The 19,722-nt window shown below is 73.1% G+C and carries 17 protein-coding genes; 5 read left to right on the top strand and 12 right to left on the bottom strand.

The genetic code is table 11. From position 1 onward, the window contains the following. Window positions 1-322 precede the first annotated feature (322 nt). Window positions 323-1,390, bottom strand: a complete 1,068-nt coding sequence (locus ACZDYF_RS16175; RefSeq protein ID WP_475059397.1) for a helix-turn-helix transcriptional regulator — start codon at window positions 1,388-1,390, stop codon at window positions 323-325. 85 nt (window positions 1,391-1,475) lie between these two features. Between ACZDYF_RS16175 and ACZDYF_RS16170 the strand changes: the two genes are divergently transcribed. Further along, window positions 1,476-2,588 carry an ABC transporter ATP-binding protein gene (locus ACZDYF_RS16170; protein WP_475059392.1) on the top strand — a complete coding sequence of 371 codons (1,113 nt, stop codon included), beginning with the start codon at window positions 1,476-1,478 and terminating at the stop codon, window positions 2,586-2,588. After that, window positions 2,585-3,478, top strand: coding sequence for an ABC transporter permease (locus ACZDYF_RS16165; RefSeq protein ID WP_475059386.1), 894 nt, complete (start codon window positions 2,585-2,587; stop codon window positions 3,476-3,478). Before ACZDYF_RS16170 ends, ACZDYF_RS16165 begins: the two co-directional genes overlap by 4 nt. 124 nt (window positions 3,479-3,602) lie before the next feature. On the opposite strand, the gene ACZDYF_RS16160 is transcribed toward ACZDYF_RS16165, so the two are convergent. From ACZDYF_RS16160 to ACZDYF_RS16150, 3 genes are all read right to left on the bottom strand, one after another. Further along, window positions 3,603-4,871, bottom strand: a complete 1,269-nt coding sequence (locus ACZDYF_RS16160) for a DUF2254 domain-containing protein (RefSeq protein ID WP_475059420.1) — start codon at window positions 4,869-4,871, stop codon at window positions 3,603-3,605. A 165-nt stretch (window positions 4,872-5,036) separates the two neighbouring features. Further along, complete coding sequence (locus ACZDYF_RS16155; protein ID WP_191791104.1) at window positions 5,037-6,530, bottom strand: restriction system modified-DNA reader domain-containing protein; 1,494 nt, start codon at window positions 6,528-6,530, stop codon at window positions 5,037-5,039. Between the two features lie 136 nt (window positions 6,531-6,666). Further along, window positions 6,667-6,966, bottom strand: coding sequence for an MTH1187 family thiamine-binding protein (locus ACZDYF_RS16150; RefSeq protein WP_138827129.1), 300 nt, complete (start codon window positions 6,964-6,966; stop codon window positions 6,667-6,669). A 68-nt stretch (window positions 6,967-7,034) separates the two neighbouring features. Here ACZDYF_RS16150 and ACZDYF_RS16145 point away from each other — a divergent pair, with 68 nt between their 5' ends. After that, window positions 7,035-7,817: a deoxyribonuclease IV gene (locus tag ACZDYF_RS16145; RefSeq protein ID WP_475059377.1), complete on the top strand. Its 783-nt coding sequence runs from the start codon at window positions 7,035-7,037 to the stop codon at window positions 7,815-7,817. A gap of 192 nt (window positions 7,818-8,009) precedes the next feature. On the opposite strand, the gene ACZDYF_RS16140 is transcribed toward ACZDYF_RS16145, so the two are convergent. The 7 genes from ACZDYF_RS16140 to ACZDYF_RS16110 all read right to left on the bottom strand — a co-directional run bounded on the left by ACZDYF_RS16140 (window position 8,010) and on the right by ACZDYF_RS16110 (window position 16,511). Next, window positions 8,010-10,688: a phosphoenolpyruvate carboxylase gene (locus ACZDYF_RS16140; protein WP_475059374.1), complete on the bottom strand. Its 2,679-nt coding sequence runs from the start codon at window positions 10,686-10,688 to the stop codon at window positions 8,010-8,012. Window positions 10,689-10,783: 95 nt separating this feature from the next. Further along, window positions 10,784-11,584, bottom strand: a complete 801-nt coding sequence (gene thiD / locus ACZDYF_RS16135) for a bifunctional hydroxymethylpyrimidine kinase/phosphomethylpyrimidine kinase (protein WP_475059371.1) — start codon at window positions 11,582-11,584, stop codon at window positions 10,784-10,786. A 163-nt stretch (window positions 11,585-11,747) separates the two neighbouring features. Further along, the gene (locus ACZDYF_RS16130) at window positions 11,748-13,082 is read right to left on the bottom strand and encodes an ion channel protein (RefSeq protein ID WP_475059368.1); all 1,335 of its coding nucleotides are present in this window, start codon (window positions 13,080-13,082) and stop codon (window positions 11,748-11,750) included. 141 nt (window positions 13,083-13,223) lie between these two features. Further along, window positions 13,224-13,730, bottom strand: coding sequence for a DoxX family membrane protein (locus tag ACZDYF_RS16125; protein ID WP_475059364.1), 507 nt, complete (start codon window positions 13,728-13,730; stop codon window positions 13,224-13,226). 256 nt (window positions 13,731-13,986) lie between these two features. Next, complete coding sequence (locus ACZDYF_RS16120; protein WP_475059357.1) at window positions 13,987-14,610, bottom strand: FMN reductase; 624 nt, start codon at window positions 14,608-14,610, stop codon at window positions 13,987-13,989. Window positions 14,611-14,763: 153 nt separating this feature from the next. Continuing rightward, on the bottom strand, window positions 14,764-15,987 hold the full coding sequence (locus tag ACZDYF_RS16115) for an LLM class flavin-dependent oxidoreductase (protein WP_475059350.1): 1,224 nt from the start codon (window positions 15,985-15,987) through the stop codon (window positions 14,764-14,766). Between the two features lie 188 nt (window positions 15,988-16,175). Next, entirely contained in the window at window positions 16,176-16,511 is a 336-nt protein-coding gene (locus ACZDYF_RS16110) for a YnfA family protein (protein WP_191791113.1), read from the bottom strand. Between the two features lie 124 nt (window positions 16,512-16,635). On the opposite strand from ACZDYF_RS16110, the gene ACZDYF_RS16105 reads away from it, so the two are divergent. Further along, complete coding sequence (locus ACZDYF_RS16105; protein ID WP_204806580.1) at window positions 16,636-17,328, top strand: hypothetical protein; 693 nt, start codon at window positions 16,636-16,638, stop codon at window positions 17,326-17,328. Window positions 17,329-17,343: 15 nt separating this feature from the next. Here ACZDYF_RS16105 and ACZDYF_RS16100 read toward each other — a convergent pair whose 3' ends face one another. Beyond that, complete coding sequence (locus ACZDYF_RS16100) at window positions 17,344-18,531, bottom strand: SLC13 family permease (RefSeq protein WP_475059342.1); 1,188 nt, start codon at window positions 18,529-18,531, stop codon at window positions 17,344-17,346. A 158-nt stretch (window positions 18,532-18,689) separates the two neighbouring features. On the opposite strand from ACZDYF_RS16100, the gene ACZDYF_RS16095 reads away from it, so the two are divergent. Continuing rightward, complete coding sequence (locus tag ACZDYF_RS16095; RefSeq protein ID WP_475059339.1) at window positions 18,690-19,691, top strand: NAD-dependent epimerase/dehydratase family protein; 1,002 nt, start codon at window positions 18,690-18,692, stop codon at window positions 19,689-19,691. Window positions 19,692-19,722: the final 31 nt, after the last annotated feature.

Here is a 19,722-nt window from a genome sequence, read left to right as displayed (position 1 = left end):
CGGCTTCTTCGTTTCAAACCCGGCGAACCGGGTCAAACTCGGAGGTCGATCCCCGACGTCAGGCTCTGGAGGCGCGAGGCGTCCAGATCAAGATGTCGGATTTCAGTCCGGGGCAACAGCCACTTCGCGGCGGCTCCGAGGAGCTTCGCAGTGGTGTCTGTCTCTCCCTGCCGGGCTGACTTCGAGAACATTACGGGGAGGTGAACGCTCCGGTCAACCCGGCCCCGCGTGACCCCGGTCACCGAGAGGATCGGCGCCGCGCATCGGCGCCCACGGCCGCCGCGCGGCGCCGAACAGAGCACCTCCCAGAGCACCGACCGGGTCACCGACCTGCGTCGCCGACGGCCCCCCGGTACCGCTCCCCCATCTCGCGGACCGCGGTGCGCAGCTCGGCCGGCCCGACGACCTCGAACGGGACGTCGAACATCCCGACCCACGCGGCCAGGCCGCGCCACGACCACGACCCCGCGACGAGCCGCGACCGATCCGGTCCGAGGGCCTCGATCAGCCCCTGGTCCCCCACCCACGGCGCGAGGTCGTCCGCTCGGGCGTGCAGGACGACCTCGCCCTCGGCGGGCCACCGCGGACGGGAGAACTGGTGCGCGACGTACGCGGCGACGTCGGGCACGGTGCCCTGCCCGCGGGTGGTGCGCCGCCCTGCGCCCCCTCCCCGCACTCCGCCAGGGCGTCCACGGTCCGTCGGCACCGCCGGCAGGTCGCGCGGCGCGAACCTCGGCCCCGTGGGCGTCCGCGGGGTCATCCGGTCGACGCGGAACGTGCGCCAGTCCTGGCGCTCGAGGTCCCACGCGACGAGGTACCAGCGCCCGCCCCACGTCACGAGGTGGTGCGGCTCGGCGCGGCGCGGGGGCCGGAAGGCCGCGTCGCCCGAGCCGAGCAGCGGCGCGGACCCGCCCTCGTAGTCGAAGCGCAGCACCTCGCGCGCCCGCACGGCGCTGCCCACCGCGACCAGCACGGCCGGGTCGACGTCGGGCCGCGCGGCCTGCCCGGACGACCGCACCACGGTCACCTCGAGCGCGTCGATCCGCCCGCGCAGCCGCGCGGGCATGACCTGGCGGATCGTCGCGAGCGCTCGCTGCGCCGGCTCCTCGAGCCCACCCACCTGGGACGTCTGGAGGGCGACCGCGACCGCGACGGCCTGCTCGTCGTCGAACAGCAGGGGCGGGAGGTCGGCGCCCGCGTCGAGGCGGTACCCGCCGTCGGGACCCTTGGTCGCACGCACGGGGTAGCCGAGCTCGCGCAGGCGGTCGACGTCGCGCCGCACCGTGCGCGGGCTGACGCGCAGGCGCTCCGCGAGCGCCTCCCCGGGCCAGTCCCGACGAGCTTGTAGCAGGGAGAGCAGGGCGAGGAGGCGGGCCGAGGTCTCGAGCATGTCCCCAGCGTCGCACGAGGTAGCGGACAGAACCTGACCGCTACCCGCGACAAGGTGGAGGCATCACCCACTCCTGGAGGACACCGTGATCCACACCCGCTCCCTCACGAAGGACTTCGTCGTGAGCCGCCACGAGACCGTGCACGCCGTGCGCGGGATCTCGCTCGACATCGAGCCGGGCGAGCTCGTCGCCGTCCTGGGCCCCAACGGGGCCGGCAAGACCACGACCCTGCGCATGCTCACGACGCTCATCGCGCCCACCTCGGGCAGCGCGACCGTCGCGGGGTACGACGTCGTCGCGCACCCCGCGCAGGTCCGTCACCACATCGGGTACGTCGGGCAGGGCAACGCCGCCGGCCACAACCAGCGGGCCGTCGACGAGCTCGTGACGCAAGGCGTCGTGTACGGCCTCGACCGCCGGGCCGCGCGCCGACGCGCCGACGAGCTGTTCGAGGCGCTCGACCTGACCGCGCTGCGCACGCGCAAGGTCGCGGACCTCTCGGGCGGGCAGCGTCGCCGCCTCGACGTCGCGATGGGCCTCGTCCACTCGCCGTCGCTGCTGTTCCTCGACGAGCCCTCGACCGGGCTCGACCCGCACAACCGCGCGAACCTGTGGGAGCACGTCCTGCGCATGCGGGCCGACGCGCTCGCCGCCACGGGCGACCCCATGACGATCGTCCTGACCACGCACTACCTCGACGAGGCCGACACCATGGCCGAGCGCGTCGTCGTCGTCGACCACGGCGAGGTCATCGCCGACGACACCGCGGAGGCGCTCAAGACGAACCTCGCCGGGGACCGCGTGGTCCTCGAGACCACGCCCGACGACGGCGCTCGCCTCGCGCAGCTCGTCTCGCGCGCGGACGGGGTCCGAGAGGTCGGGACGACCGGCGGCACGGGCGTCACCCAGGTCTCGGCCCGCGCCGCGGACGGGCCCGCGCTCCTCCCGGCCCTGCTGCGCGCGGCCGACCACGCGGGCGTCGTCGTCGCCACGGCCCAGGTCCACCGCCCCACGCTCGACGACGTGTTCCTCGCGCTGACCGGCCGCAGCCTGCGCGAGTCGGGCGGAGCAGACAAGGCCAGCACCTCGGGCGGAGCAGACGAGGCCAGCACCTCGGGCGGAGCAGACGAGGCCAGCACCTCACCCACGGCACAGACCACCGAGAGCGTCGCGCTCTCCGGGAAGGACGCAGCATGAGCACCGTCGACACCACGACCACGACCGGCGGCGATCCCGCTCCCACGCGCCCGCAGCCCGGCTCCGGCTCTGCGTCGGGACGCCCTGGAGCCCGCCCCCGCGGCCGGCTCGCGAACCTGGGCCGCGACACCTGGATCGTCCTGGTCCGCGAGCTGCGCCCCCTGCTCCACGACCCGTTCTCGGTCGTGTTCGGCCTGGTGCAGCCGCTCGTCTTCCTCGCACTGTTCGGCCCGCTGCTCGTCGGGACGCTCAGCGGGCAGGACGGCGGCGCGACCGGGACGCTGGGCGGCAGCGTCTGGCAGTGGTTCGTGCCGTCGATCCTCGTGATGACGACGCTGTTCGGCACGTCGACCACGGGCGCCAACCTCCAGCAGGAGCTCAACACCGGCGCGCACGAGCGCATGCTCGTCTCGCCGCTGTCCCGACCGTCGCTGCTCGTGGGACGCGCACTCAAGGAGATGGTCCCGATCGCGGCGCAGTCGGTCGTGGTCGTGCTCGTGATGCTGCCGTTCGGGTTCGAGCTCTTTCCCGTCGGCGCGGTCCTCGGGCTGGCGATGCTCGCGATCTTCGGCGTCGGGGTCGGGTCGCTCAGCTACGCGCTGGCCCTCGCGGTCCGCAAGCAGGAGTGGATGTTCTGGCTCGTGCAGCAGACGCTGCTCTTCCCGCTCATGATCCTGTCGGGGATGCTGCTGCCCCTCGAGACCGGCCCGTCGTGGATGCGGGCCGCAGCCCACCTCAACCCCCTGACCTACCTGGTCGACGCCGAGCGCGCACTCTTCGCGGGCGACCTGACCTCGTCGGCCGCCGCCTGGGGATGGGTCGCCGCGCTGGTGACCGCCGCCGTCGGGCTGGGCGTGGGGATCAGGACCATGGTGCGCAGCACGGACTGACCGCCGGACGCACGAAGGGGTGACGCGCTGCTGCGCGTCACCCCTTCGTCGAGCTCTCTGTCGACGCATCAGGCGTACCGCTCGCGGAACGCGCCCGTGAGGAGTCGGCCTGTCGGTGCCGGCATCACGTGTCGTCGAGCTGCACGGCGGCCTGATCGTCGTCCACGAAGGTCCTCTGCGCATCGCGCTCGTCGTCCATGGCCGCCGTCGTGGCCGTCGTGAGGAGTTCGATCTGCTCGTCGATGACCGCTCTGCGCTCGGGCAGCGCAACCCGCCTCAGATCGAGCAGGGCTTTTCGCAGATGCAGCGCCACCTGGGGAGAGCCGGCTCCGGCCATGCGGATCTCGTCAAAGGCGAGGTGGACGTATCCGTCCCAGTCGAGCACCCGCACCACCAGCCGGAGCTCGCCGTTCTCGTCGCGGAACCGACCGTCGGGGAACGGGCGACGGGCGAGCTGTCGCAGGATGTCGTGGAGCCGGTCGATGGCCTGTACCGCGGTCGACGGGTCCTGGAACGGCGAGTCAGCCAGGGAGCGTTCGGCGATGTCCACGAGCATCCGCACGCCGTACGCGACGTTCTGATCGAGCGTCGGCTCGAACTTGAGCACGATTCCCTCTGTCAGGCGCTTGTCGTCGAGGGTCGACGTGTCACCGTGCACGATGAACAGTGGAGACGATGCGGGGACGAACTCGCCGAGCTCTGGCACCAGTTCCACGACGCATCCTGCCAGCCTCGCCACGTCGATGATGTGTGCGTGACCGATCGTCGTGACGACGCCCGACTTGGGGGACACGATCACACGGTTCGTAGTGTCGACGGATACCGCCTCGTCCCCTTTGTCAGGGTAGACATGGTCCAGCAGCTTGCGTGTGTCCTCGCCGACGAGCTCGATGAGCGCCGAGACGCGAAGGGTCTGGCCGAGATGCTGCACGTAGATGACCAAGACGGCGATGCTCACGACGACCAGCACGAATGCGGTCAGCACGGAGAGGCCCGGGACGGTGCCCTCCTGGCCATCGCCACCGGGGTCGACCTCGCGGAGCGCCAGCATCGCATGGACGAAAGTTGCGACGAACAGCCCGATCGCGAACTGGCTGGGTTTGTCCTGCAGGATGCGCTGCACGATCCGCGGCGAGAACTGGCCCATCGCAAGCTGCACGACCACCATGGTGATCGTCAGCACGAGGGCGGCGAGGCTGATCATCGACCCCGCGACCACCGAGAGGATCTCCATCGCGGCATCCGGTCCGCCGACGACCGATTCAGGAATGAGCTGGTAGTCGAAATAACGGTCGACAGCGATCGTGCTCAGCGACAGGACGATGCCGAACGCCACGCAAACCACTGGCACGAGCCAGAGGCTCTGACGAACGTTCGTCAGGAAGCGGGACATCTTCACGTCCTCACGCTACGCCTGCGCGAGGAAGCGCCCAGGGTGGAGCCATCGGCCGAGCGGCAGAAGCACCCCACGCCGACGTGCACCGACTGACCGGGCAGAAGCACGAAGGGGTGACGCGCCAGTGCGCGTCACCCCTTCGTCGAGCTCTCTACCGACGCATCAGGCGTACTGCTCGCGGAACGCGTCCGTGAGCGTCGGCCCGCCGTCGCCCAGGCGCCACACGCTCCACCCGTCGGCCGTCGCGGTGCCCGAGGCCGCGATCGCCGCGGCGTCCGGGTGACGGAAACGGGCGCCGTCGGTCAGCTCGATGAAACCGTCCGGGTACAGGACCGCCTCGAAGCGCTGCCCACGACGCGGGCGCGACCACACGAGCGACACGGGCGTGCCGAACGCCCGGGCGAGGGCGTGCAGGTCCGGGTCGTCGTCCGGGTCGTCGTCCAGCACGGAAGCGGGCGGGGCAGGCGGGGCCGGCACGAGGTCCTGACCCAACGGGTCGATCGAGCTGAGGGCGTCGACAACCGGGACGTTCACGGGCGGCTGGTACGACAACGGGTCGTACGCGGGCGCCTCTGCCTCGTACGACTCACGCGTCAGCACCGACTCGCGCGTACGGATGGACTCCCGGGTCCGGATGGACTCGCGCGTCAGGATCGAGGCACGGCTCGGCGTGCGCGACGACAGCGCGTCCTCCGCGGCCTGCGTCGACGAGTAGCGGCCGAACTCGGACGCCTCGTCCGCGGGCGGCGACGCGAGCAACGGCACGGGCGGGACCGGCGGCGCCTGCGGGACGGGCGGCACGGAGAGCTCGTCGGGCCGACCGCGGTCCGCGCCGAGCAGGGGCTCGTGGACCGGTTCCAGCGTGCCGGTCACGTCCGCCGAGCCCGCGGCGCTGCCGTAGACGGTCGCGGTGGGCTCGAGCTCGGAGCCCCGGCGACGGTCGGAGCGCGAGCGCTGCGTGACGATCGGCAGCTTGCCCGTGAGCGCACGGCCCACCGCGACGCCCTCGGCGAAGTCCGCGGTGCGCTGCGCCGAGCGCGTCGGCTCGACGGCCGCGCGGCGAGGGGCGGCCGGGGCCGACGGACGTGCGGTGCGCTCGGGCACGAGCGGCGAGACGTCGACGAACCTGCGCCCGTCCGCCCCGTGCATCACGCCGAGCTTGAGGACCGACACCGACGACCCGGGCTGGCGCAGGAAGTCCAGCGCGTCGACGATGCCGTCCTCCGCGCTCGAGCAGATGACGATCAGGCGGGCCCCGGTGGCCCGCGACGTCGCCTGCGAGCGCGTGAGCGGCACGTTGTCGTAGAACGTCGTGACGTCCTGCTGGAACCGCGCCGCGCCCCCGGCGTAGCGGCCCGCGAGCTCGGCCCGCGTGAGCTGCCCGGCGCGGCCGGCATGGTTCATGGCCCGCGTCAGGGTCTCCTCGGTCAGCTCCGAGACGACCTCGATCACGACGGGAAGGCCCGCGGCGTCGAGTGCGAGCAGGTGCGGCTCGTCGATCGACGCCCCCTGCCTGACGGGGAAGATCTGCTCACCGAGCAGGCCGTCCAGGTGGCCGTCGACCACGCGCTGCGCGACCGTGCCGAAGCCCCCACCCGCCGGCTGCGACGGGCGGACGAGAACTGGACGCTCGGCGTCCACCTCGAAGAGGGGCATCTTGGTCTCCTGCGGCTCGGGAAGCGACCTCGAACGCTGCCCGGGACGGCGGCGTTGCCGCATAGCCTACGACGCCCGTGCGAGCGACTCGAACGAGTGCGTTTCACCCACTGGGACGAGGGCGTCCCGGTGGGTGTCAGTCCTTGGCCAGACGCTCCTCGACACGCTCGACCTTGCCGGTCAGCTCCCCCGTCCGACCTGGGCGGATGTCCGCCTTGAGCACCAACGAGACGCGGTGCCCGCCGGCTCCCACGGCCTCGGTCGCGCGCTTGACGACGTCCATGACCTCGTCCCACTCGCCCTCGATCTCGGTGAACATCGACGTGGTCCGGTTCGGCAGGCCCGAGGCGCGGACGATACGGACGGCCTCGGCGACGGCGTCCGTGACGGACTCGCCGGCACCGAGCGGGGCGACGGAGAAAGCGAAGATGGCCATGAGCCCATCATGCCGCGTCTCGGGTTCCGCCGTGCCGGGCGTCCCCCGCTGCACGTAGCGTGGGCCTCATGCGAATCGGAGCACACGTCGACCAGGCCGACGCCGTCAACCAGGCACGAGCGATCGGCGCCGACCAGGTCCAGGTCTTCCTGGGCGACCCGCAGGGCTGGAAGGGCGCCGAGTTCACCTACCCCGGCGGCGCCGAGGCACTGCGCGCGGACGCCGCGGCCGCGGACCTCGACCTCTACGTGCACGCGCCGTACGTCATCAACGTCGCGAGCACCAACAACCGCATCCGCATCCCGAGCCGCAAGTCGCTCCAGAAGATCGTCGACGGCGCGGCCGAGATCGGCGCCAAGGGCGTGATCGTCCACGGCGGCCACGTGACCGCGACCGACGACGTCGCGGTCGGCTACGACAACTGGCGCAAGGCGATCGACGCGCTCGACGCCAAGGTGCCCGTCCTGATCGAGAACACCGCGGGCGGGGCCAAGTCGATGGCCCGCACGATCGAGAGCATCGGGCGGCTGTGGGACGCGATCGGCGCAGCGGAGGGCGGCGACCAGGTCGGCTTCACGCTCGACACGTGCCACGCCTGGGCGGGCGGGATCGACCTGAGCACTGCTGCCGCCCAGGTCCGCGCCGTGACGGGCCGCATCGACCTGGTGCACGCGAACGACAGCCGGGACACGTTCGACTCGGGCGCCGACCGCCACGCGCACTTCGGCGACGGGCTCATCCCGCCCGACGAGCTGGTCGCGGTCGTCGCCTCGGCCGGGGCGCCCGTGATCTGCGAGACGCACGGCGACATGGGCCCGGACATCGCCTGGTTGCGCTCGCGCCTGGGCTGAGCGGCCCGACGGCGCAGCTCGCCCCGGGTGGCCGGGTGCGGCCGGGCGTCGGGATCGTCGGGTTGGCCGACGTCCGCCCGGCCGGACCGGACGGCCACTCGCCGAGCATGCGGTTGCCGTCGGTCGAGCATGCGGTTGGCGTCGGTCTCGCAGTGGAGACGGACGCCAACCGCATGTTCGGCGCCGAGAAGGTCAGCCCGTGTTCTGCAGGCCCGCCGCGACGCCGTTGACCGTGAGCAGCAGCAGGTGCTGCAGGCCGTCCTTGTACTGACCCTCCGCCCCCGAGCGCAGGCCGCGCAGCGCGCGGAGCTGGAGCAACGAGAGCGCGTCGACGTACGGGCTGCGGAGCTGGACCGCGCGCCCCAGGACCCGGCGACCGGCCAGCGGCCACTCGTTCCCGGAGATCTTGAGAACCCACTCGCGCGTCAGGCGCAGCTCGTCGAGGATCTTGGCCGCGAGGTCGTCGCGGTCGCCGAGCGCGAGGTAGCGCTCCGCGATCCGCTCGTCGGCCTTGGCGAGCGACATCTCGACGTTGTCGATGAGCGTCGCGAACAGCGGCCAGTCGCGGTGCGCCTCGCGCAGCCGCTCCAGGTCGCCGAACTCCTTGAGCGAGGTGCCCAGGCCGTACCAGCCGGCCAGGTTGATGCGGGCCTGCGACCACGAGAAGACCCACGGGATCGCGCGCAGGTCCTCGAGCGACTCGACCGACAGGCCGCGGCGGGCCGGGCGCGAGCCGATCGGCAGCAGGCCGACCTCCTCGAGCGGCGTGACCTCGGAGAACCACTGCGGGAAGCCCTCGCTGCGGACCAGCGCGTGGAAGTGCTCGCGCGAGGACGAGTCCAGGGCTGCTGCCACGTCCGCGAAGCGCGCGGTGGCCTCGGCGTTGCGGCGCTCGACCGACGGCGCGGAGGCGAGCAGCGTCGCGGCTGCCACCTGCTCGATGTGCCGGGCGGCGATGGTCGCGTCGCCGTAGCGGGCGGTGATGACCTCGCCCTGCTCGGTGAGCTTGAACCGCCCGTCGACCGAGCCCGGGGGCTGGGCCAGCACGGCGCGGTTCGCGGGACCGCCACCGCGCCCCAGGGCGCCGCCCCGGCCGTGGAAGAGCGTCAGGTTGATCTCGTGGCGCTGGGCCCACTGAGCGATGCGGCTCTGCGCCGAGTGCAGGGCGAGGGTCGCCGAGACCGGGCCCACGTCCTTGGACGAGTCCGAGTAGCCGAGCATGACCTCGACCTTGCGACCGTTCTCCGCGAGGCGGCGCTGGACCTGGGGCAGCTCGAGCGCCGCCTCGAGGATCTCGACGCTCGCCTCGAGGTCCGCGAAGGTCTCGAACAGCGGGATCGCGTCGATGACGGGTGCGTCCTCGGCGCCCTCGAACGCGAGCTCGGCGAGCTGGTAGACCGCGGCCAGGTGCTCGGGCTTCTGCGTGAACGAGACGATGTAGCGGCGCGCAGCACGGATGCCGTAGCGCTGCTGGATCGAGCCGATCGCGCGGTAGGTGTCGAGGACCTCGCGCGTGCGGTCGGACAGCTGGCCGTGCACGCCGTGCTCCGCGATCTCGGCGAGCGCGGCCTCGTGGACCTGCGAGTGCTGACGGACCTCGAGCTCCGCCAGGTGGAACCCGAAGGTCTGCACCTGCCACACGAGCTGCTGCAGGTCTCCGTACGCGGCGCGGGGCGCCCCTGCGGCGATGAGCGAGTCCTGGACGACCTTGAGGTCGGCCTCGAGCTGCTCGGGCACCGCGTACGCGAGGTCCGCGTCGCGCAGACGGGTCGCCGCGATGCGGCGTGCCACGACGAGCATGACCGCGCGGTGCGGCTCGGCCGGGGACTCGGCGGCGGCCTCGGCCGTGATGGCCTCGGAGAGCTGTCGCTGCTTCTGCCACAGCGAGCGCAGGCCGTCGGACGCGGGCGTGCCCTCCTCGTCGAGCGTGAGGGTGCGACCGATGCGCTGGGCGGCGCGCTCGAGGGCCTGGAGGGCGTGGTCGGCCGCGATGGCCGCGGCCTGGCGCGTGGTCTCCGCGGTGACGTTCGGGTTGCCGTCGCGGTCACCGCCGATCCAGGTGCCGAGGCGGACGAACGGTGCGGCGAGGGGGCGGTCGTGGCCCGCCTTGTCGGCCAGCAGCCAGTCGTCGAGGCGGCGGTAGACGGTCGGGAAGACCGTGAAGAGAGTCGCGTCGAACACGCTCATCGCGGTGCGGACCTCGTCGAGCGGTGAGGGCTTCGCCGCGCGGATCGGGGACGTGCGCCACATGCCGTCGATCTCGGCGAGGAGCTTTCGCTCGTTCTCGGCGAGCGACGCGCCGCCGACCGGCAGGGCGTCGCGCTCGGTCAGCAGGCCCGACAGGCGCCGGATCGACGCGGAGATCGCCCGGCGGCGCGCCTCGGTCGGGTGGGCCGTGAGGACAGGGCGGAACTCGAGCCGCTGGAGGCGCGCGAGCGCCTCCTCGTGACCCACCTCGTCCGCGAGCTGCGTGAAGGCCTCGGGCAGCGTGTCGTCGATGACCGACGGCGCGAGCTCGGCCTCACGGTCGTGCAGGACACGCACGCGGTGGTGCTCCTCGGCCAGGTTCGCGAGGTGGAAGTACACGGTGAACGCGCGGGCCACCTGCTCGGCGCGCTCGTGGCTGAAGCCCTCGACGAGGCGCTCGGCCTCCTCGAGCGCTGCGTCCGCGTGCTCGCCGTACGCGCGGATCGAGAGCTCGCGCAGGCGCTCGACGTCGTCGAGCAGGGCGGGATCCCCCGACTCCGTCAGGACCGTGCCGAGCAGACGGCCGAGGAGCCGGACGTCGTCGCGCAGCGGCGCCGGGACCTCGTGCCGGGCGCCCGTGCGGCCGTTGCCGTCGGTGGATGCGGGGGAAAGGTTGTCGGTCACGGGTCCGTAGCCTAGGCGCTCCACGGCCCGGCGCGTCGGGGGCGTCTGCCTGGTGGTCGCTCGTGACGGGGTGCAAGACCCCGCCACGTGCGGGGTCAGTCCGTGTACGCGCCCTGCCAGACCGTGTCGAACGGCGCGTGCGAGCTCACGCGCGCCTCGATCGCCTCGGTGACCATCTGCTTCGCGACGCCCACGGCCCGCTCGACGTCGTTGCCCTTGGCCAGCTCCGCGGTGATCGCCGCGGCGAACGTGCAGCCCGCGCCGCTCACGCGCTCCTCGCCCACCTTGGGGACGGAGAAGACCGTGATCTCCTGACCGTCGAACAGGACGTCGACCGCGTCAGGTCCGGGCAGCTCCACGCCGCCCTTGACGACGACGAAGTCCGGGCCCAGCGCGTGGATGCGCTCGGCGGCCTCCACGAGATCGTCGATCGACTCGATCTTCTCCAGGCCGGACAGGACCTTGGCCTCGAACACGTTGGGCGTGATGACCGTGGCGAAAGGCAGGATCTTCTCGCGCAGCGCGGTGTCGGTGTCGAGGGCCGCGCCGGGCTCCTGGCCCTTGCAGATGAGGACCGGGTCGAGGACCACGTGGTGCCAGCGCTGGCTCGCGAGCGACTCGGCCACCACGTCGATCGTCGCGGGCGTGCCGAGCATGCCGATCTTCACCACGTCGAGGTCGTACGTGCTGGTCGCGGCCTCGAACTGGTCCGCGATGACCTGCGGCTCGACCGGGACGAACCGGTGGCCCCAGTCGTTCTTCGGGTCGAACGACACGATGCAGGTCAGGGTCCCGACGCCGTAGACGCCCAGCTCCTGGAACGTCTTGAGGTCGGCCTGGATGCCGGCTCCCCCGGTGGCTTCCGATCCGGCGATGACGTACGCGAGGTTGACCATTGCTGCCTGTGTCCTTCGAGAAAGGTGTGGTGGGCCCGGGCCGAGCCCTCGAGAAAGCCTACGCCGCGTCGGGGCGCAGGGACCCACGGGGCGGGGCCGCCGGCGGGGCGCCGTCACCGCCCCGGCTGCCGTACCAGCCCCGCCTCGTACGCCCCGAGGACCGTCAGCCGCCGCCCGTGCCGGCGCGAGGCACGGGCTCGTCCGTGACCTCGGGGGCCGCGAGCATCTCGGGAGCGCTACGCACCAGCAGCCACGCGGGCAGGATCGCGAGGCACAGCACGGGCAGCACCCCGACGTCCCCGACGACCGCGACCGCGACGAACAGCGCGATCCACCCGTCCCGCCCGACGGCCAGGACCACGCCCAGGACGCCGCTCGCGACCGAGAGCCCGAGCGGCGCTCCCGGGAACGCCGCGTTCACGGCCACCCCGGCCGCGACCCCGATGAACACCGCGGGGAAGATCCGCCCACCCCGGAACCCCGCTGCGGCCGCGATCACGAGCGCCACGAGCTTGACCGCGAAGATGAGCACCAGGTTCCACGTCGAGAAGTCCGCGCGCTGCTGGACGAGCTCGAACGACTGCTGGGAGCCCTTGAACAGCGTGAGCGGGCCACCGATCGCGCCCAGGACGCCCAGGACCACGCCGCCGAGCGCCACGTACAGGACCGGGTTGCGCATGCCGTGGAAGAACCGGTGCACGTACGGGAACGCGAGCACGCCCAGCAGCGCGGCGCCCGCCGCGACCGTCGCGACCGCGAGCGAGATGCCGACGTCGCCGATGTCCGGCACCCCGAGGTCGGGCAGGTCCATCGACGCGAACGGACGCCCGAACGCGTCCATGGTCATGGCCCCCGCGCCGGCCGAGACGAGCGGCAGGAACAGCCGGTCGAACAGCGGGCCACCCCGGGGGAAGCCCGCGACGACCCCCGTGAACACGAGCGCGGCCGCGACCGGGGTCCCGAACAGCGCGCCGATCGTCGCGGCCGCCGCGAGCATCACGACGAGGTCCGTCGGCACCTTGGGCCACAGTCGCACGACCAGGGCGACGAGCAGCGCGGTGTTGATCGCGATGATCGGGTTCTCGGGCCCCAGGCTCACTCCCCCGGCGAGCCCCAGCACCGTGACGACCGCGAGGCTCGGCAGCACGCGCAACGGCAGCGGGGGCGCGATGAGCTCGGTCGTCGCGGAGTCGCGGCCGCCGTGGCCCGGGACGAGCCACACGACGAGCCCCACGAGCAGGCCCGCACCGGTCAGCATCCCGAAGATCCACCAGCGCGAGTCCGGGTCCACCCCCAGCGATCCCGGCAGGTCCGTCCACAGGAGGTCCTCCGCCTCGGCGGACAACCAGTCCAGCGCGTACAGCACGAGCGCCGAGATCACGCCGACGAGCACCGCCGGGACGCTCAGCCGCAGCAGGTTGCGCAGCGCAGGTGCGTCCGGCGGGAGCGCGGCGGGCGGCGCCGGGTGGGAGGTCACGTCGTCGTCCCTCGCAGGCATGCGCCCAGCGTGGCACGCGGGTGCTCCGCGCGCGCCCCGGGGGACGGGGCGCACCGGGCCGCGGGCCCCGTCGTCGAGATGCGGCCAGGTGGGGTCACGGACGGACCGTGACCCCACCTGGCCGCATCTCGCGTCGAGCCGTCAGGCCGTGCGACGAAGCCGCGCCCCCAGCGCGTAGGCCCCGACGACGGTCGCCGCGGCGACCAGCACCACGTCCTTGAGGACGTACTGCCCGAGCAGCGTCATGCCCGAGCCGAACAGCTCCTCGAAGAACAGCACGGTCGGGGCGAGGATCCCGACGAACGCACCGGCCATGACCACGAGTCCAGCGCGCAGCCAGTAGCCCGTGACGAGCGCGATCCCGATGAAGCACTCGACGACCGCGGTCGCGACCACGGCGACCGTGCCGTGGACGAGCCCCAGGGTCAGGGTGTCGATCGTGCGCTCGGCGACGACCTCGGCCGGGCTCGCGCCGGGGAAGAACTTCAGGACCCCGAAGCCGAGGAAGACCAGGCCGAGGGCGACCCGCAGGGCAGGGACGGACCAGCGGGTCAGGAAGCGTGCGAGGGCGTCGACGGCGTCGCTCACGTGGGTCGAGACGGAGCCTCGGCGGGAGATCGCCGGACCGTTGACGGAGAGGGTGGACATGGACGTGCCTTTCGGGAGGTGGTGGGTTGTCGGCGCCGCGTCGTCGGGCGCACACCGAGAAGGAGACGTCCCGGGCGACGGGTGATGCGGGTCACCCCGCGTTTCACCCACCCTTCAGCCCCCGGGCAGCCGAAGGCCCCGACGGCGAACCGTCGGGGCCTTCGTCTCCCGCACCGCTGCGGGTCCCCGGCGCGCACCCCGGTCCCTCGTCCGGGTCCACCACCCGGCGCGCCGGTGGGTCTTCGCGCGGGACCCTCTACTCGCCGAACATCTGCGCGAACGACGGCACGCCGTCGAACATGCCCGTCGCGGTACGCGGGTCGCGGGCCGCGAGCGTGGTCGCGAGCTCCTTGGCCGCGCGGCGGATGCGGGCCGGGAGGGGGCCCGCGTCGTGCGTGCCGTCCCCCTCGGCCGCCCAGTCGTCCGTGGCCGCGAAGACCGAGGTCGTCGCGACGTCGGCGTGCAGGTAGGTGAACAGGGGGCGCATCGAGTACTCGACGGCCAGCGAGTGGCGCGACGTGCCACCCGTGGCGCCCAGCAGCACGGGCACGCCCTGCAGCGAGTCCTTGTCGAGGATGTCGACGAAGGACTTGAACAGGCCCGAGTAGGTGGTCGTGAACAGCGGGGTGACCAGCACGAGCGCGTCCGCGCCCGTGACCTTCTCGATCACCTCGGCGAGGTCACCGCTCGCGAAGCCAGTGAGCATCGCGTCGGTGATGGCGTGGGCGACGTCGCGCAGCTCGACGGTCGTGACCTCGGCGGCGACGCCCAGGTCGCCGAGCTCGGCCACCGTGGCGGCGGAGAGGCGGTCGGCGAGGAGGCGGGTCGAGGACGGCTGGCCGAGGCCGGCGGAGATCGCGACGATCTGGCGAGCGGTCATGAGGTGGTGCTCCTGGTTCGTGAGGGTTCTTCGAGTGTGCCGCACGCTGCGTGCGGCGGGTGGTGCGTGGTGCGTGGCCCGGTGGTGCGTGGCCCGGTGGTGCTGGGGGCCGGTCCCGGCCCGCCCGGGACCGCTCCCGGGCGGACGGTCGGGTCAGAGACCGAACGCGGAGCCCTGGCGGGCGCCGCCGCCGGTGCCCGTGGCCCCCTCGGCAGCCTCGGCAGCCTGGATGTCGTCCTCGGCGGTCCGGCCCGTCCAGTGGTCGGCGGCCGCGACGACCTGCTCCGCGATCTTGCCCTCGGCACGGGCCTTCGCGACGCGCTGGGCGTGGCTCGGCGGGTCGCTCGGGACGTGGGCGGGACGCTTGGCCTCCATCTCCTTGCGGAGCACGGGGACGACCTCGCCGGCCAGCAGGTCGATCTGCTCGAGGACCGTCTTGAGGGGCAGGCCCGCGTGGTCCATGAGGAACAGCTGGCGCTGGTAGTCGCCGACGTGCTCGCGCATGGCGCCGTAGCGGTCGATGACCTCCTGCGGGCTGCCCACGGTCAGGGGGGTCTGCGCGCTGAAGTCCTCGAGCGACGGGCCGTGCCCGTAGACGGGCGCGTTGTCGAAGTAGGGCCGGAACTCGCGCACGGCGTCCTGGGAGTTCTTGCGCATGAAGACCTGGCCACCGAGCCCGACGATCGCCTGGTCGGCCTTGCCGTGGCCGTAGTGCTCGAAGCGCTGGCGGTAGTACTGGACCATCTGCTTGGTGTGGCTCATGGGCCAGAAGATGTTGTTGTGGAAGAAGCCGTCACCGTAGTAGGCGGCCTGCTCGGCGATCTCCGGGGTGCGGATCGAGCCGTGCCAGACGAAGGGCGCGACGCCGTCGAGCGGGCGCGGCGTGGCCGTGAAGCCCTGGAGCGGCGTGCGGTACTTGCCCTGCCAGTCCACGACCTCCTCCTCCCAGAGGCGGCGCAGCAGCGCGTAGTTCTCGATCGCGAGGTTGACGCCCTCGCGGATGTCCTTGCCGAACCACGGGTAGACGGGGCCGGTGTTGCCGCGGCCCATCATGAGGTCCATGCGACCGTCCGAGATGACCTGGAGCATCGCGTAGTCCTCGGCGATCTTCACCGGGTCGTTCGTGGTGATGAGCGTCGTGGAGGTCGACAGGATGATGTTCTTCGTCTGCCCGGCGAGGTAGCCGAGCATCGTCGTCGGGGACGACGGGACGAACGGGGGGTTGTGGTGCTCACCCGTGGCGAAGACGTCGAGGCCTGCCTCGTCCGCGTGCTTCGCGATGGTGAGCATGGACCGCACGCGCTCGGTGTCGTTGGGCGTGCGACCGGTGACGGGGTCGGTGGTGACGTCGCCGACGGTGAAGATGCCGAACTGCATGGGGGTTGCTCCCTCGTCCTACAAGTTGATGCATTTGCATGTACTTGGAGGAGAACCGGGACGGTCCCGGGGTTATTCCCCGGACCCGGAGGTGGCGTGGGTCACGCGAGGATCCCGCCCGCCCGACGGCGGAGCGCACCCTCGCGGAGAAGGTGCGCTCCGCCGTCGGGCACCCTGGAGAAGGCCTCCTACGCCGGACGCGGCGCGTACATGATCACCGCGACGCCCACGAGGCACAGCAGCGCCCCGAGCACGTCCCACCGGTCCGGCCGGAAGCCGTCGACGGCCATGCCCCACACGAGCGAGCCCGCGACGAACACTCCCCCGTACGCCGCCAGGATCCGCCCGAAGCTCGCGTCGGGCTGGAGCGTCGCGAAGAAGCCGTACAGCCCGAGCGCCACGACCCCCGCCCCGATCCAGACCCACCCCTTGTGCTCGCGGACCCCCTGCCAGACCAGCCACGCACCACCGATCTCGAAGAGGGCCGCGGCCCCGAAGAGCAGGATCGAGCGCAGGACGGTCACGGGGTCTCCTCGGGCGACGACGGGCGTGCGGGCAGGGCGCACCCATCCTCTCGCGCACAGCCCCCTCCCAGGCGGACGGGCAAGACTGGCGGGAGGTCGCAGCCCCCGACGGATCGGAGTCCCGATGCCCACCCCAGACACCGAGCACCTCGGCGCCACGCCGCAGGTGGCCGTCCGCCGCGCGCGCTTCGTCGACGTGCCCGGTGTCGCCCGGCTGCTCACCGCGGACCACCCCGTGGTCGACCTCGACGGCGACGGCACCCCCGACGCCCCGGTCGACCCCGAGCAGCTCTCGTCCGCGACCCGCCTCGTGCTGAGCCACGGGATCATGGAGCAGGGCGAGATCTGGGTCGCCGAGGACGCCGACGGGCTGCGGGCCACGACCGTGTGGCTCCCGCCCGAGGTCCCCGCCTTCGAGGACGAGCTGCGCGGGGTCCTGGTGCGCGAGGTGGGCGTCGACCCGCTCGACGAGCCCGCCGACGACGAGCCGGTCCGCGTCGCGACCCGTCAGGCCCTCGACGTCGCCCAGTCCGTGATCGCCGACGCGCTCGACGCCGTCCGCCCGCGCCTCATCCTCGTCGCCGCGGCCGTCGCGCCCGACGTCCAGGGCCCGGCCCGCACCGCCACCCTGCGCCTGCTCGTGGACGCGCCCGCGCGTACCGACCGCACTCCCGACGGCGCCCCCGTGGACGGCCCGCTGCTCACCGCCGTCGTCGACCCGGCCCGGGTCGAGGGGATGGAGCGCATCGGGTTCGTGGAGCACCGGAGCGTGGACCTGGTGCCGCACGGGAGGCTGTGGATCGGTGTGCGGGGCTGAGGGGTTCCGTCCCGGCTACGCGACCGCCGCGACCGCGAGCGCCCCGGCGACCACGGCGAGCGGCGCGAGCACGAGCCCCTGCCGGACGAGCGGCCACCAGCCGACCTCGCGGAACCCCATCCAGTGCCGTGAGCACTGGACCCACCACAGCACGGTCGCGACCGACGCCCACGGCGTGACCAGCGGGCCCGCGTTCACGCCGACGAGCAGCGCCGCGAGCCGTGCGGGGTCGCCCGCGGCGGCGGGCTCGAGCGCGAGGTAGGCGGGCAGGTTGTTGACGACGTTGGCCGCGACGGCGCCCGCCCCCGCGACCTGGAGCAGGTCTCCCGTCCCGGTCCCGGTGCCCGCGAACCGGGCGAGCAGGTCGCCGAGGCCGTGCACCTGCCACGCCTCGACGGCGACGAAGAGCGAGGCGAGGACCAGGACGGTCCGCCAGGGCACGAGCTCGCCCACGGGCGCCACGAGGTCGCGGCGCCGCACGAGCGTCACGGCCAGCAGCACGGCGGCGCCGGCCACCGCGACGGCGGCCACGGGCAGCCCGACGGCGAAGCACGCCCCGAGCGCGACCGTCACGAGCGCGGCGAGCGGCAGGAGCACGCGGTCACGCTCGGCGGCCAGCGGGCGCGCGTCGAACGTCCCGAGCAGGTCGCGGCGGTGCGCCACGAACAGGTAGGCGACCGTCACCGCGACCACCGCGAGCGCCGGAAGCCACATGGTCGCGGCGTACGGGACGCCCGGCTGGAGCACTGCGAGCCGGTGGGCGGCGAGCAGGTTCGTCAGGTTGGAGACGGGCAGCAGCAGCGAGGCCGTGTTCGCGAGCGCGAGCACGGTGAGCGCGAACGGCAGCGGCCGGGACCCGGTGCGCCGCGCGATCGTCAGGACCACGGGCGTGACCAGGACGGCCGTGGTGTCGAGCGACAGGACGACCGTGCACGTGCTCGCGAGGAGCACCACGAGCCCCCACAGGCGCAGGCGGCTGCCCCGGGCGAGACGCAGCGCCCAGGAGGCCGCGGCGTCGAACAGGCCTGCGGCCGCACACATCTCCGCGACCACGGTGATCGCGACGAGGAACAGCAGGATCGGCCCGACGCGTGCCGCGAGCTCTCCCGCGGCGTCGAGCGGGAGCCATCCGACCACGACCACGGACGCCGCCACCACGACGGCCACCGCCCACAGCGGCACCCGCACCCGTCGACCTGCCACGGTGTCCTCCCTCCCCGGCTCACAGCCTCCTCGTCCCGCCCGCGCCCGCGAGCGCCCGCTGCGCGACGAGCGGCCGGGTCACTATCGCACGCGCCGAGGCGTCTGCCCTGGGCGTCGTGCGCTTTCGCACCGCGCCCGCAGCGGGCACAGTCGTGGGTATGACGGACGGGACGCGGTTGCTGGTGCTGGGCGGGACGGAGTTCGTGGGGCGGGCGGTCGTCGACGACGCCCTGGCCCGCGGCTGGGACGTCACCACGTTCCACCGGGGCACGCGCGAGGCCCCGCACGGGGTGCGGGTCCGCCACGGCGACCGCACCGCCGTCGGAGGCCTGGATGCCCTCGCCGACGGCGAGTGGGACGTCGCGGTCGACACGTGGTCCGGGGCCCCGAGTGCCGTGCGCGACGCCACCCGCCTGCTCGACGACCGGGTGGGCCGGTACGTGTACGTGTCGAGCCGGTCGGTGTACACCTACCCGACCGAGGCCGGCGCGGGCGAGGACGCTCCCCTCGTGGAGGCCTCGCCGGACGACGGCGCCGACGTCGACTACGCGCGCGCCAAGCGCGGCGGCGAGCTGGCGGTCGAGGAGTCGTTCGGGCACCGAGCGATCCTCGCGCGGGCGGGGCTGATCCTGGGGCCGCGGGAGAACGTCGGACGCCTGCCGTGGTGGTTGCAGCGGATCGCGCGCGGCGGCCCCGTGCTCGCCCCCGGGCCCAGCGCACTGCCCCTGCAGTACGTCGACGCGCGCGACCTCGCGGCGTTCGTGCTCGACGCGACCGAGCAGGGCCTGAGCGGGCCGTTCAACGTCGTGAGCCCCAGCGGCCACGCGACCATGGGCGAGCTGCTCGACGCGTGCGTGACCGCGGCCGGCTCGGACGCCGAGCTGCGCTGGACCGCGCCCGACGTGATCGCGGCCGCGGGCATCGAGCCCTGGACCGAGCTGCCCGTCTGGCTCCCCCCGGGCGACCTGCACGACACCCTGCACCGCGGCGACGTGTCGCGCGCGATCGAGGCGGGCCTGCGCAACCGGCCCGTCGAGGAGACGGTCGCGGACACCTGGGCCTGGCTGGGAACCCTGCCCGACGGCGCCGCTCCCCAGCGCGCCGACCGCCCCCGGGTGGGGCTCGACCCGGACAAGGAGGCGCGGGCGCTCGCGGGCTGACAGCGCTCACGCGAGCCTTCGGATCCCGGGG

The organism is Oerskovia sp. PE-21s, from assembly GCF_056158145.1.
This window is presented reverse-complemented; position numbering and strand designations above follow the sequence as displayed.